The organism is Microlunatus soli, from assembly GCF_900105385.1.
Lineage (GTDB): Bacteria > Actinomycetota > Actinomycetes > Propionibacteriales > Propionibacteriaceae > Microlunatus > Microlunatus soli.
Map to the genome: position 1 here is coordinate 724,407 of NZ_LT629772.1, position 14,172 is coordinate 738,578.

The 14,172-nt window shown below is 67.7% G+C and carries 12 protein-coding genes; 4 read left to right on the forward strand and 8 right to left on the reverse strand.

Features of this window, described 5'->3' with window-relative positions:
- The first annotated feature begins 76 nt into the window (after positions 1-76).
- Positions 77-847, forward strand: coding sequence for a DUF4097 family beta strand repeat-containing protein (locus BLU38_RS03430; protein ID WP_091519886.1), 771 nt, complete (start codon positions 77-79; stop codon positions 845-847).
- Between the two features lie 37 nt (positions 848-884).
- Here BLU38_RS03430 and BLU38_RS03435 read toward each other — a convergent pair whose 3' ends face one another.
- The 8 genes from BLU38_RS03435 to BLU38_RS03470 all read right to left on the reverse strand — a co-directional run bounded on the left by BLU38_RS03435 (position 885) and on the right by BLU38_RS03470 (position 10,814).
- On the reverse strand, positions 885-2,603 hold the full coding sequence (locus BLU38_RS03435) for a dipeptide ABC transporter ATP-binding protein (protein ID WP_231920156.1): 1,719 nt from the start codon (positions 2,601-2,603) through the stop codon (positions 885-887).
- A complete protein-coding gene (locus tag BLU38_RS03440; protein WP_091519889.1) occupies positions 2,600-3,109 on the reverse strand; it encodes a GbsR/MarR family transcriptional regulator in 510 nt (169 codons plus the stop codon). Before BLU38_RS03440 ends, BLU38_RS03435 begins: the two co-directional genes overlap by 4 nt.
- Positions 3,106-4,533: a serine hydrolase domain-containing protein gene (locus tag BLU38_RS03445; RefSeq protein WP_091519893.1), complete on the reverse strand. Its 1,428-nt coding sequence runs from the start codon at positions 4,531-4,533 to the stop codon at positions 3,106-3,108. The genes BLU38_RS03440 and BLU38_RS03445 overlap by 4 nt, the downstream gene beginning before the upstream one ends.
- A gap of 70 nt (positions 4,534-4,603) precedes the next feature.
- Positions 4,604-5,506, reverse strand: coding sequence for an ABC transporter permease (locus BLU38_RS03450; protein ID WP_091519896.1), 903 nt, complete (start codon positions 5,504-5,506; stop codon positions 4,604-4,606).
- A 39-nt stretch (positions 5,507-5,545) separates the two neighbouring features.
- Positions 5,546-6,478, reverse strand: coding sequence for an ABC transporter permease (locus BLU38_RS03455; protein ID WP_091519900.1), 933 nt, complete (start codon positions 6,476-6,478; stop codon positions 5,546-5,548).
- On the reverse strand, positions 6,475-7,857 hold the full coding sequence (locus BLU38_RS03460; RefSeq protein WP_091519903.1) for a M14 family zinc carboxypeptidase: 1,383 nt from the start codon (positions 7,855-7,857) through the stop codon (positions 6,475-6,477). Before BLU38_RS03460 ends, BLU38_RS03455 begins: the two co-directional genes overlap by 4 nt.
- Positions 7,854-9,518 carry a peptide ABC transporter substrate-binding protein gene (locus BLU38_RS03465; protein ID WP_197679978.1) on the reverse strand — a complete coding sequence of 555 codons (1,665 nt, stop codon included), beginning with the start codon at positions 9,516-9,518 and terminating at the stop codon, positions 7,854-7,856. Before BLU38_RS03465 ends, BLU38_RS03460 begins: the two co-directional genes overlap by 4 nt.
- Positions 9,519-9,854: 336 nt before the next feature.
- Positions 9,855-10,814 carry a tyrosine recombinase XerC gene (locus tag BLU38_RS03470; protein WP_091519907.1) on the reverse strand — a complete coding sequence of 320 codons (960 nt, stop codon included), beginning with the start codon at positions 10,812-10,814 and terminating at the stop codon, positions 9,855-9,857.
- A gap of 131 nt (positions 10,815-10,945) precedes the next feature.
- On the opposite strand from BLU38_RS03470, the gene BLU38_RS03475 reads away from it, so the two are divergent.
- The 3 genes from BLU38_RS03475 to def are packed head-to-tail and all read left to right on the forward strand — an operon-like array spanning position 10,946 to position 14,136.
- On the forward strand, positions 10,946-12,115 hold the full coding sequence (locus BLU38_RS03475) for a lactonase family protein (protein ID WP_091519910.1): 1,170 nt from the start codon (positions 10,946-10,948) through the stop codon (positions 12,113-12,115).
- A 45-nt stretch (positions 12,116-12,160) separates the two neighbouring features.
- Positions 12,161-13,492 (forward strand): amidohydrolase, encoded by a 1,332-nt coding sequence (locus BLU38_RS03480; protein ID WP_231920157.1) that lies wholly within the window; start codon positions 12,161-12,163, stop codon positions 13,490-13,492.
- Positions 13,489-14,136 carry a peptide deformylase gene (def, locus tag BLU38_RS03485; protein WP_407939641.1) on the forward strand — a complete coding sequence of 216 codons (648 nt, stop codon included), beginning with the start codon at positions 13,489-13,491 and terminating at the stop codon, positions 14,134-14,136. Before BLU38_RS03480 ends, def begins: the two co-directional genes overlap by 4 nt.
- The last annotated feature ends 36 nt before the right edge of the window (positions 14,137-14,172 follow it).

The following is a 14,172-nucleotide window of genomic DNA, read 5'->3' on the forward strand; positions in this document are numbered from 1 at the left end:
CGGGGGTTATCCCCACCTCCGATCGACCGGTCCGCCCGATGTCGCACCGGTGTCGGGCCGCCCTAGTCTCATCGGCATGAGGATCCGTCGTTCCTACACCGCTGTCGCCGCTGCCGTCCTGACCTTCGTCGCGGTCGGCGGTGCAGGATGCGCGATCGCCCCACCGGCCGAAGCCGACCCGGAGCGGAAGACGTTCCAGATGACGGGCGAGACGCTGACCGTCGATTCCGACGACTCGACGCTCGAACTGGTCCCCGGCGACGGCGACGAGGTGAGGGTGACCCGGTGGTTCCGAGCCAGGACACTGTACGGACCGAAACCGAAGGCGACCTGGGATTGGCACTCCGGCCGGGATCGGTTGACCCTGCGGGTGCGTTGTTCGGGGGTGATCGCCGATTGCTCCGTGCGGCACCGGATCGAGGTACCGCGCGACGTGGCCCTGGTCGTCCGCGACACCGACGGCCGGGTCCGCGCGGACGGCTTCGACCGGGCGGTGCAGATCCACTCTCGGGACGGTCAGGTGACGGTCAGGAACAGTTCCGGGCCGCTCACCGTGAACACCGTCGACGGCAGGGTCGACGGCAGTGGACTGACCTCCCGGCAGGTCGACGTCAGCAGCCGCGACGGCGCCGTCCGACTCGCCCTGCGGACCGCACCGGATCGGCTGACCGCGCAGGACAAGGACGGTTCGCTGACCATCGAGGTCCCCGGCGACCAGCGCTATCGGGTCAAGACCTCGTCCCAGGACGGTGCGGTCGACGTGTCGGTGCCACGCGACAAGAACAGTGATCATCGGATCGACGCCAGCACTCGGGACGGCAGGCTGACGATCCGACCGGCCGGATGACCTGAGCGCGGCAACGACCGCGGACCCGGGGGCTGATCTACACCACGGGCGCGAGCCGCCGCTGTCGTCGACGTGATTGCTCAGCCGGGTCCGGCACCGGCGCGGCCTGCAGCAGCCTTCGGGTGTAGTCGTCCCGCGGATCGCCGAGCACCCGGCCCCGGTCGCCCTGCTCCACGATCCGTCCGCCACTCATCACCGCGATCCGATCACAGACCTGATCGACGACGGCCAGATCGTGACTGATGAACAGGCAGGCGAAGTTCAACTGCTGTTGCAGGTCGGACAGCAGGGTGAGCACGGTCGCCTGCACCGACACGTCGAGCGCCGAGGTCGGCTCATCGGCGATCAGCAGGTCGGGTTGCATGGAGATCGCCCGCGCGATCGAGACCCGCTGCCGCTGGCCGCCGGACAGTTCGTGCGGAAAGCGAACCGACCAGTCGGCCGGCAGCTCGACGCTGGCCAACAGGTCGCCGACCCGCCGGTCCAGCTCCGGTCCGTGCTGCCCGCGGTGCACCCGCAGCGGCTCGGCGATCGACTCGCCGATGGTGTAGCGAGGATTCAGTGAGGCGGTCGGATTCTGGAAGACCACGCCGATCCGGGACCGGGTCCGGCGCAGGACATCGGCCGACGCGGTCCTGATCTCCACCTCCCCGACCCGGACCGTTCCGGCGGTGATCGGGGCCAGCCCGAGGACGCACTTGCCGACGGTCGACTTCCCCGAACCGGACTCCCCGACCAGGCCGAGCGTCTCACCGGTGTCGATCCGCAGACCGGCGCCCTGCACCGCAGCCGCCGTTGCGGCCCGACGCCGACGGCCCGGATATCTGACCATCAGGTCCTTGATCAACAACGCCGGTGATCGCCCGGCCGTCTCCGTTGTCCGTTCGTCATCCGGGTCGACGTCGGGACGGTCCCTGCTGTCGACACGGATACCACCATCGCGGCCAGCACTGTCATCGCGGCTGCGTCCGCGCGGGACGGCTGCCAGCAGGGCACGGGTGTAGGGATCCTCCGGGTTGTCGAAGAGCCGCTGGGCAGGGGCCTCCTCGACGATGCAGCCGGAACGCATCACCACCACTCGATCGGCGACGTCGGCCACCACTCCCATGTCGTGGGTGATGATCATGATCGAGCAGGAGGTCCGTGACCGCAGCGCCAGCAGCACGTCGAGGACTTCCTGCTGCACGGTCACATCCAGTGCGGTAGTCGGCTCGTCGGCGATCAGCACCTGCGGATCGCAGGCCAGCGCCATCGCGATCATCACCCGCTGACATTGTCCGCCGGACAGCTGATGCGGATAGGCCTGCAGTCGGCGGTCCGGATTGTCGATCTCGACCATGTCGAGCAGTTCGACGGCTCGGTCGCGTGCTGACCTACGGCCGACACCCGCGTGATGACAGCGAATCATCTCGATCAGTTGGGACCCGATGGTGAACACCGGGTCGAGCGCGTTCATCGGGTCCTGGAAGATCATCCCGATCCGGCTGCCTCGGACGGCGGCGAACCCGCTGCGGCCTTCGGCCAACAGGTTCCGGCCCTCGAAGACGATCTCTCCGCCGACCCGGGCGTTTCCCGGCAGCAACCCCACCGAGGCCATCGCCGTCACGCTCTTGCCCGATCCGGACTCGCCGACGACGGCCAGCACCTCGTCTGCCTCAAGATCGAATCGGACGCCGTCCACCGCGCGGTGCAGCCCGCCGTCGACGGCGAAATCCACCGTCATGCCGTGCCAGCTCAGGATCGGCTCGTGGCTCACGGCTGCTCCTCCGGATCCTGGCTCTGAGCGCGCTTGTAGTCCTCCCAGTCGGCCAGCATCTTCTTGTGGTACTGGGCGACCCAGATCATGTAGTCACGCGCGATCTGCAGCCGCCGGCGGGGCATGTCCAGATCGTCCGGCAGATCGTCGAGCATCCCGTCGAACAGCCGCCGCTGACGGTCGAGGTAGCGCCGTTCGCCGGCCAGCCAGCTCCCCCAGATGTCGTCGTCGACCCGGTAGTAGTGATTGCGGTCGCCGCGGACCGCGTGCCGATGGATGAAGCCGGCCTCCATCAGGGCGCGACAGGTGGTCGAGATCGACCCCGAGCTGGCTTCGAGTTCCTGGGCGAGCTCGCGAGCGGCGACGTACGGCTTGTCGCTGGTCATCAGGTAACCCAGCACCCGGCCCTCCATCCGCGGAGCTCCGGCCATCGCCCGCTCGATGCCGAACCGTTCGACGAAGTCTGATCGCCGGGTGTCCTGCCGCCACTCCTCGCTGTCGGTCATGCCCCACCCTCGATCTGGCCCAACGCCGCGATCTGACCGGATCGGCGCTGCCGGAACACCTCGACCGGCCATCGGGAACCGCCGCCCGCACGCACCAGTTCGACCGTCCCGTCGGCGGCCCGCTGATAGCTCATCGGTTCTCCGGTCCCGCCGAATCCCGGTCCGGCGGTCACCGTCAAGGTGTCGGCATCGACCACCTCCAACTCGTCCCAGGTGTCGGTCGGATCGACGGCGGCGCTGGCCAACGCGACCAGCCGTCCACCCAGCAGCGCAATCTCCGACACCCCCATCAAAGAGGCGAATCGACCGGTGAAGGTGTGCGGATCGATGCCGTCGCCGACCGCCGACCCGTCGGGCGCTCGATGGGCGAGATCGAGGAGCTTGATCACTCCTTCGGCCAACTGGGTGGCCGGGCCGCCGATGCAGTTGGTCAGCACCGAGACGACCACCTGTCCGTCCGGGTCGATGTAGGTGCGGGTGATGTGGCCGGGATAGCCACCGCTGTGCCCGACCCACTGCCGATCACCGATCCTGGTCAGGTCCATCCCGAGCCCGTAACGGCCCTGCTCCTTGCCGTTCACCGTCACCACCGACTCGGTGCGCTGGATCAATCGCTTGCTCGCATCGGTGATCAACTCCTCGGCGCCGAAGAAGTGCGCGGCACCATAGCGGGTCAGATCCTCCGCGGTGGAGTAGAAGCCGGTCGCCGCCGCCATTCCCCGGGTATCGACGTGGCCGATCGCCTGTCGGGTGTCCAGGCCGTCGAGCAGCCCGCTGTGCCCCGCGGCGTAGTCGGCCTGCCGACGCGGATCGTATTCCGGGCCGGTGTTGGTCAGCCCGAGCCGGCCGATGATGTGCTCGGAGACGTAGTCGGCGTAACTCTGCCCCGAGGCCGCCTCGATCGCCAGTCCGAGCAACGAGTAGCCGACGTTGGTGTACTTGAAGTGTTCGTTCGGCTCGAACACCCGTCCGTGTTCGATGCAGAGCTTGATCAACTCGTCCCGGTCGGGGAACGGCCGCATCAGCTGCCAGAAGTCGGTGTCCACCCCATCCCGGATGACGCCGGCCTGATGGCCGAGCAGCTCGCGGATGGTGACCTGCCCGATCGGACTGGGCGCGAGCTCGGGGACCCAGGTCGTGATCACGTCGTCGAGTCGGATCGCGGACCGTTCGACCAGTTGCATGATCGAGGTCGCGGTGAAGGTCTTGGAGTGCGAGGCGATCCGGAACAGGTGGTCGGTCCGCAGCGGCTCACCGGCCGGCTCGTCGGCGTAGCCGATCGCCTGCGAGCTGATCAGTTGATCACCGACCCTGACCGCGACCTGGATGCCGGGAGTGCGGAGCATCACCCGTCGGTACTCCAGCCAGGATGCGATCGCCGGCATCGCTTCGGTGACGGTCTCGACGTCGTAGCCCTCAGTCATTCTTGGTGCCTCTCCTGGTCGCATCGTTCGGTCCGGATCTGTCTGCAGACATCATGCTGGCAAGCCTCGCTCACGTCCGCCCCTTCGGGTTGACAGCGTCGCGGAGCACGTCACCGACGGTGATCAGACTCAGCACGGTCACGGCGAGGAACACCGACGGGAAGATCAGCGTGTGCGGCGCCTGCTGGAAGCGGGACTGGGCGGTGGCCAGTTGCAGCCCCCAGGAGATCGACGGCGATCGCAGGCCGAGTCCGAGGAAGGTCAGCGTCGACTCGGCGACGATCACGCCGCCCACCGTCAGCGTCGCGACCGCGAGAACCGGGCCGATCGCGTTCGGCAGCAGGTAGTGCACGATCACCCGGCGGGTCCTGAATCCCATGGCGCGAGCTGCCTGTACGTAGTCGGCGTCCCGGGTGGCACGGATCGAGCTGCGCACCAGCCGCGCCATCGTCGGCCAGGAGAACAGGGCGAGCACCAGGGCGACGGTCCAGACCGAGCGTTGCCCCAGGCTGTTCAACACCACGATGGCCCCGAGCAGGAACGGGAATCCGAGGAACACGTCGGTCAGCCGGGCCAGCACGGTGTCCAGCCAGCCGCCGAAGTAGCCGGCCAGGGTGCCGATGATCAAGCCGAGTCCGAGGGCGATGATCGTGCAGGTCAACCCGACGGTCAACGACGCCCGAGCACCGTAGATCACGCCGGCGTACACGTCGCAGCCCTGAAGGTCCAGTCCGAACGGATGCCCCGGACCGGGTGGCCGAGCGCTGGAGCCGAGGTCGCAGGCGCGAGGATCGCCGTGTCCGAAGATGCCGGCGACCGGGCCCGGCAGTACCGCCAGGACGACCAGCACGGCCAGGAAGAACAGCGGGATCCAGAACAGCGGACGCCGCCGGACGGTGCGCCACACGCCACGACGACGGATCGCGCCGACCTCGGTCGGGACGGCCTCGGGGCCGGCCAGCACGTCGGTCATGATCGTCCTCCCGGAAGGGCGGTGATCATCGTTGCGCCATCAGGCATGGCGAATCCTCGGATCGAGCAGGGTGTTGATGATGTCGACCAGCACACTGGTGAGCAGGAAGATGATGATCAACGCGGTAGCGATGCCGACCACGGTCGGACCTTCGTGGATCCGGATCGACTGGAACAGCAGTTGCCCCACGCCGGGGAGGTTGAAGATCCCTTCGATCACGATCGCACCGCCGAGCAGCGCACCGAGATCGATGGCGAGATAGGTGATCACCGGGATCGAGGAGTTCCGCAGCACATGGACCCCGATCACTCTCGACCCGGGCAGACCCTTGGCCCACAGGGTACGGACGAAGTCGGTCTGCATGGTGTCCACCACACTGCCGCGCATCAACCTGGCGACCGCGGCCAGTCCGTAGATCGCCAGCACGATCGCCGGCATCAGATAGGACCGGGGGAAGCCGTCACCGGTTCCCGCGATCGGCACCCACTGCAGCTTGACCCCGAAGACGAGCTGGGTCGCCACTCCCATCACGAAGATCGGGATCGAGGTGATCATGATCGTCATGATCAACACGCCGCGGTCGAGCACCGAATCCTTGCGCAGTCCCGCGAGCAGGCCGAGCACCACCCCGAGGATGACCTCGATCAGCCACGCAGTGATCGCCAGCTGGATGGTCACCGGCCAGCGCATCCGGAGCAGTTCGCCGACCGACTGACCGTGGAAGTTGGTCCCGAGATCACCGCCGAACAACCGTCCGAGATAGCCGACGTACTGCTGCCAGAGCGGATCGTCGAGGTGGTACTGCGCCCGCAGCTGGGCGACCACCGCCGGGGACAGCGGTTGGGAATCGCCGCCGCTGAGAGCGGAGATCGGATCACCGGGCAGTGCGAAGACGGCAGCGTAGATCAGGAACGTGACTCCGAAGAAGACGATGATCAGCTCGGCTGCCCGACGGACCAGGAACCTGATCATGATCCCGCCTGCCGGGCCTGGAGCAGTGCCAGCGTGGCGGCGTACTGCACGCCGACCAGTCTGTTGATCGGGACCTGCCGCAGGTCGGGCTCGCCGGCCGCAGCCTCGCGCTGCCAGCCGGAGTACAGCTCGACCAGGTCGCGATGCACCCGATGCAGGTCAGCCGGCGCGGCGCCTCGGCCGACCTCGGATGCTACGGCGCGGACCAGCATCCCGCCGTAGCGCAACCGAAAACAGCGATTGCGGTCCAGCACGCTGAACTCCTCGGCAACCGTGGCGATCCGGTCCCGATCGGTTTCCGCGGCTCGGGCGCGTTCGCTGCCCGCGGCCTCGGTCAAGGACGGCAGGAAGGCTGCGGTCGCGCGGACCAGCTGGGACGTGTGGCTCAGCCACGGTTCGGCCCGCCGATAGAGCTCGCCGAGCGCCGCCATGTCGGAGTCCAGTTCATCGGCGGCCTCGCGCAGCAACTCGGCGTAGCGACGCCCCGACGGCCCGCGGTCGTCGATGGCCGGATGGGTCCAATAGGGCAGCTCGGCGACCAGGCTGAGGGTGCCGTGGCGATCGGCGTAGCTCGCCGACGAGGCTCCGGCTCCCCCGGTGTCGGGTGGCACGCCCAGCTGCTCGAGGTGGTCGTAGACCCGTTCGATGTCGATCATCCCGAAGACCGCGGGCCCGTACTGCTCGGCGACGGGTGACTCCGGTTCGCCGTTGTCCAGGGGCAGACCGGCATGCTCGGTGATCCGGTGCAGGGTCTCGACCATTCCGGGCACCGGCCGACTCAGGTAGTAGTAGACGCCGCCGAGCTCGCCGTTGTGCAGCGATACCGCGATGTCGGGCCGGACGTCGTCGATCACCCGCATCAGCGCGAACGCCTCCGGGATCACCGCATCGAAGTAGGCGTCCTTGTAGGACAGCGGGAACGCCCATTCGACCTGCTCCGCAGGAGCGGGGCGGTAGAAGTGCCGGGCGTAGGTCACCCGGTCGACCGGGCCGGTGAACCAGCCCTCGTTGAGCCGAGTGCCGTCCGGGTCGATGTTCGGGATGATCCACCAGCGGCAGTCCAGGTCGTCGGCGAACTCCTGATCGGTGCACAGCTCGGTGGCCAGTTGCAGCGCGGTGCAGAACCCGATCGGCTCGTTGGGGTGGACACCGGCGTACACCAGGGCGTTGCTGTGTCCGCGACCGATCGCGTACATCCACAGCGGCTCGCCGAGCCTGCTGGTGCCGATCCGGCGGCGGCTGACTCGATCCGGATGATCGTCGGCCAGCCGGTCGAAGGCTGCGATCAGTTCGTCCACGCCCGGGAAATGGTCGTAGTCGGGGATCCGGTCGACCCGCTGAAGGATCGTGGCCAGCCGGTCCGACGTGCCGCCGCTCACGAGTCGCCGATCTGGGTCTGGGTGAGATCGATGTTGCCGCCGGCCTCGACCAGCCCGGTGACCCGTGTGGAGGTGGCGTAGGTGTACTTCTCGAAGAACATCGGCGGCGCCGGGAACTCCTTCATGATCATCTTCTGGACCGCGACGTAGTCCTTGATCGCCTGCGCCCGGTCCAGTTCGGCATCGGCCTTGGCGATCGCGGCCGCCACATCATCGGAGTAGTAGGGGATGCAGTTCACGCAGCCGCCTGACTTGAGGTAGAAGGACCGCAAGGTGTTCTGTTGGCTGGCGTACAGCGCACCCCAGCGCGCGAAGTAGGGCCCGTTCAGATCCCTGGAGTTGCGTCGCCCCTGGAACTCCGGGAAGTCGGTGGTCGGCGTTGCCACCACATCCTTGATGCCGAGATTCTGCCGGAGCTGGTTGGCGTAGGCGTTGTACAGATCGTCCAGACCTGCGCCACCCGGATAGACGATCTCCATCTTCCCGGTCCAACCGCCCGCCTCGGCCAGCCGCTGCTTGGCCTTGTCGGGATGGAATTCGCAGAGTTCGCCACACAGGCCCTTGGGCGTACCGGGCTCGCCCGGCGGCGTCAAGGCGGTCGCCGGCTCCCAGATGCCGCCGTAGATCGCCTTGCTGACCGCCTGCCGGTCGATGGCCATCGAGATCGCCTCCCGGACCCGTTTGTCGGCGAATCTCTTGTCCCACAACGGAAGCCCGAGATAGTTCATCCCGAGGCCCTGGAACACGTGGGCGCGATCACCGAAGTCGGTCATCACCTGGTTCATCCGCGAGGCCGGCACGAAGACGATGTCGGTCGAGCCGGCCTGCACGTCGGTGTAGGCGGTCGTCATATCGGTGTACGGCTTGAAGGTGATCTTGTCCACCGTCGGCTTCGGCCCCTGGTAGCCGGACCAGGCCTTCATCGTGATCGGCTGGTTCTCCTGATAGGAACCCTGCATCTCGAACGGCCCGTTGCCGATCGGCTTGTGCGCGAACGCGTCAAGATCGTCATAGGCCGCCGCGGGCAGCGGGAAGAAGCCGGTCTGCGCCTGGGACAACTGCACCGGGAACTGTCCGTCGGGGCTCTGCAGCTTGACGGTGAAGGTGAGGGCGTCGACCTTCTTCAGCCCGGACAGTTCATCGGTCTTCGGCTTGCCCTTCGCCGGGTTCAACCGGTCGTAGCCGACGATGTTGGCCAACTGCCCGCTGTTCTCCCAGGCGTGCGGACCGTAGGCCTCGTAGTTCCATGCCTTGATGTAGCTGTCGGCGGTGACCTTCTCGCCGTTCTGGAAGGTCCAGCCCTTCCGGAGCTTGATCGTCCAGGTGGTCGCGTCGTCGCTCTCGACCGACTCCGCGGCGACGTACTGCAGTTTGTTGTCCTTGTCCATGGAGGTCAGCGGGGCGAACAGCACCATCGTCTGATCGAACGCGATGGTCTGGCGCAGCGGATTGAGGGTCACCGGGTCGTCGGTGGCGATGCTGATCGCCCTCGCCCCGTCCTCGGTACCGCCGCCACCTCCCGATGAGCACCCGGCCAACACCAACACCATGGCGATGCCTGCCGCGGCGATGCGCGCCGTGACGATCCGGGCCGACCACCGTCCCGACTCCCCCGACCGGTTCCCGGCCCACCCGGTGCCACTGCCCGAACGACCTGTCATGCCGACCTCCCGTTGTCGTGCGGCCCGATGCCTGGGAGTGATCATGACCACATCAACAGCGACTTGGGAAGTGGAAGATGCGGAAATTTCAGAATCGACTGAAACTTTAACCCGAGCGAAACACGTGCCGAACGCCGCAGTGCCCTGCGCCAGAAACCCGTTGAGGCAGTCGGCGGCTGAAGTGGTGAGCTGCAAGGCGGAGGAGGTGCGCATGCCGGGGCATGTAAGCCACCTGGCTTCGCAGCAGATCGCCGCTTCAGGCGTGAGTGGCCAACGAATTTATGACGCGCGACACGAGGAGCGGCGGTGGACAGTCGGTGGGGCCCCAGTGGCCGGTCAGGCGCGCGGATGGGCCTGCTCGAAGGCACGCCGCAGGCGTTCGTTGGTGACGTGGGTGTAGATCTGGGTCGTCGCGAGTGAGGAGTGCCCGAGCATCTCCTGGACACTGCGCAGGTCGGCGCCGCCCTCCAGCAGATGGGTCGCCATCGCATGCCGCAGCCCGTGCGGGCCGAGGTCCGGGGCCCCCTCGGTGACACCGAGTGCGCGATGCACGATCCGGCGCACCACGCGGGGGTCGATCCGACCGCCCCGCTCCCCCAGGAAGACCGCATTCCCCGACTTCGCACCGGCCAACTGCGCTCGGCCCGAGGCCAGCCAGCGTTGCAGCGCCCGCAGACCTGGTCCGCCGATCGGCACACTGCGCTCCTTACTGCCCTTGCCGAAGACCCGGAGCACCCGACGATCGGTGTCGAGGTCGGCCAGGTCCAGCCCGCACAGCTCGGACACCCGGATGCCGGTCGCGTACAGCGTCTCCAGGATCGCGACATCGCGGATCCCGACCGGTCCGCCGGCCTCCTCCGCGGCTGCCGTGGCCGCGGCCAGCATCCGGTCCGCCGCCGCCTGATCGATCGTCGCGGGTAGCCGACGCTGCTTCTTGGGTGACTTCAGTCCCGCCGCGATGTTGCGATCGACCCGCCCGGTCTGCTCGGCCCAACTCCAGAACACCCGGACAGCCGCCGATCGCCGCTGCACACTGGCCCGGGCCGAGCCCGCGGTCTGCTGCCGTGCCAACCAGCCGCGAAGATCCGGCAACTCGGCATCCTGCAGGCCGGCCATCCCGAGTTGCTGCAGGTGCAGCAGCATGCTTTGGATGTCGCCGGCGTAGGCCCGGACGGTGTGCTCGGAGAGCCGGCGTTCGGACCGCAGATGGCGTACGTAGTCGGCCGACAACCGGGCGAACTCCTCGCCCAGTTCCACTCGTGCCTCGCCCGCGTCGGGGTGCTGGTCGGCCACCATGGGACAACCTTTGCCCGGCCCACCGGCCGCGGCAAGCCGCCACGCGTACCGCACCGGGTCAGTATTGCCAACCACATCGGTATCGCAGGCCGGCTCGGTATTGCTGGGCAGAAAGTGATATCCAAGTGCCCATGACCGAAACCAGCGGCGATCCGACCACCGACGCCCCGTCGACGGATTCCCCCTCCACCGAAGACCAGTCGACGGAAGCGAGCGAGGCTCAGCCGACGACGTCGGCCCCGACCTTCGACCCTCCCGAGTACGTCTTCGTCGGCGGCTACACCGACGAGATGGGCGGGACGGCGAAGGGCCTGACGATGTACGGGACCGGGGCGGGGTCGGACGGGTCGGGTGCCGAGGCCGCGGACGCCGGGACCGTCGCCGCGGTGGCCTCGCTCGGGTTGGCCTCGCCGTCGTACGTGATCAAGCATCCGTCCAAGCCGTGGCTGTATGCGGTCCATGAGAGCTCGCCGGGCCAGGTGTCGGCGATCCGGTATGACGACGACGGCCTGCATCTGATCAACACCGTGGACAGCGGCGGCGACGGCGGTTGCCATCTCTGCTTCGACCACAGCGGCGACTTCCTGGTGGTCGCGCACTACACCAGCGGGTCGATCGCCAGCTTTGCACTGGAACCCAACGGCGCCCTGTCCGAGCGCAAGGGGCTGCTGGAGTTCAGCGGGTCCGGACCCGACGCCGAGCGGCAGTCCTCCGCCCACGCCCACCAGGTGGTGTCGGTCGGGCAGGCGATCATGGTCCCCGACCTCGGCAGCGACGCCGTGCACATCGTCCGGATCGACGACGCGGGCGAGCTCACGCCGGCAGGAGATTCGATCAAGCTTCCGGACGGTTCGGGCCCGCGTCATCTGGTGGTCAGCGGCCGTCATCTGGTGGTCGCCTGCGAGTTGTCGGCAACGTTGTGGGTCGGAGCCCTGGACGCCGCGGTCGGCGCCGCCGGCAACTCCGTCCCGACCTCGACCAAGCAGACCGAGGAGCGGATCTACCCGTCGGCACTGGTCGCCTACGGTGACCAACTGGTGGTGGCCAACCGGGGCGCGGACACACTGGGCATCTTCACCCTGGACGCGTTCGGTACGCCGCACCCGCTGACCGAGATCGACTGCGGCGGCAGCTGGCCGCGGGACGTGACGGTCGACGGCGAGCAACTCTGGGTCAGCAACCAGCAGAGCGACACCGTCAGCGTGATCAAGCCCGCCGCCGTCAGCAACCGGCCCGAGGACTGGCCGGTCGTCCATCAGCTGTCGACCGGCGCTCCGGCCCGCGTGATCCCGACACGGTAGCGTTGGCACCCGCCCGAAGGGCGTACAACGAGCAAGGAGGCCCTCGTGGCAAGAGCATCCCGGCGACGTGCCGGCGCAGACACCGGCCCGGCACGCCCGGAGACCGCGCCGACTGATTCCAGGGCAGGGAATTCCGTCCTGGGACAGGCCGTCGGCGGCCAGGACCGGGCCATCGTGGGTGGCCGGGTGCTGCCGATCACCGGACCGGTGATCGAGAACGGCACCGTCCTGATCTCCGACGGCAAGATCACCGCCGTCGGGGACAAGGTCAAGGTCGACAAGGACGTCCCGGTCATCGACGCGACCGGCAAGTGGGTGCTGCCCGGCTTCCTGGAGTCACACGGCCACGTCGGTGTGCACGAGGAGGGCAACGGCTGGGCCGGCAACGACACCAACGAGATGACCGATCCGGTCGGTGCCCGGTTCCGTGCGCTGGACGCGATCAACCCCGCCGACGAGGGATTCGCCGACGCCCTGTCCGGCGGTGTGACCGCCGTCGTGGTCAAGCCGGGCTCGGGCAACCCGATCGGTGGGCAGACCGTCGCGATCAGGACCTGGGGTCGGATGGTCGACGAGATGGTGATCAAGCAGCCGGTCAGTGTGAAATCGGCCCTCGGCGAGAACCCGAAGCGGGTCTACGGCGACAAGCAGAAGCTGCCCTCCACCCGGCTCGGTGTGGCGTCGGTGATCCGGGACGCGTTCCTCGGCGCCCAGGATTACGTAGCGCGTCGGGAGCAGGCGGCTGCCGAGGACAAGCCGTTCACCCGGGACAGCAACAACGAGGTGCTGGCCGCGGTGTTGGCCGGCGATCTGCCCTGGTGCCAGCACACGCACCGCGCCGACGACATCGCGACGGCGATCAGGCTGTCGGAGGAGTTCGGCTACCGACTGGTGATCAACCACGGCACCGAGGGCCATCTGCTCGCCGATGTGCTGGCGGAGAAGGACATTCCGGTGATCATCGGTCCGCTTTTCACCTCCCGGAGCAAGGTCGAGGTCAACCAGCGCCACCTGCGCAATCCGGGCCTGTTGGCCGATGCCGGTGTGACCATCGCCATCACCACCGACCATCCGGTGGTGCCGATCAACTTCCTCGTCTACCAGGCGATCCTGTCGGTCAAGGACGGACTCGACCCGGCGAAGGCGTTGGAGGCGTTGACGATCAACCCGGCGCGGATGCTCGGGCTGGATGCGTCGATCGGCTCGCTGGAGGTGGGCAAGGACGGTGACGTGGTGATCTGGGACGGCGACCCGCTGGACATCATGAGCCGCGCCGAGCAGGTGATCATCGGCGGCCGGCCGGTCTATGCCTTCGACCATGATCAGGGAGTCGGCGTGACCGCCGATCCGTACACCGTGCTGAGGAGTGCACAGTGACCGAGCAGCAGACGGCGCACGAACCGGATCAGCAGCGGCCGGCCGACACCCCGAGCAAGATCACAACGGTGTCCGACCTGATCGACGGCGGCACCGTGCTGCCGATCACGCGCTGGGGCGAGCCGGTGATGCATCACCCGTCGACACCGGTGACCAGCTACGACGACGATTTGCACACGCTGATCCGCAACATGTTCGCCACGATGGCCGCCGCGGACGGCGTCGGACTGGCCGCGCCACAGGTCGGGGTCGATCTGTCGCTGTTCGTCTACGACTGCCCCGACGAGGATCGGCGGCGGCACATCGGCGTCTTCTGCAACCCGGTCGTGACGCTGCCCGAGGGCAAGGATCGCAAGCTCGACTACGTCGACGAGGGCTGCCTGTCGCTGCCGGGGGCGTACATCGAACTGGCCCGGCCGGACTTCGCCAGTTGCACCGGGCAGGATGCCTTCGGCAACGACATCACCGTCGAGGGCAACGGCTATTTCGCCCGCTGCCTGCAGCACGAGACCGATCACCTCAACGGCATGGTCTTCGGTGACCGGCTTGCGGCCCGAGCACGCAAGAAGCTGTACGCCCAGCATCGCGACGTCGCCGACCGCTACCCCGCCGATTGGCCGGCATCGCCCAAGATCGACAGCTGACCCACCGGAGGGCTGGATGCGTCAGGGGCACCACGG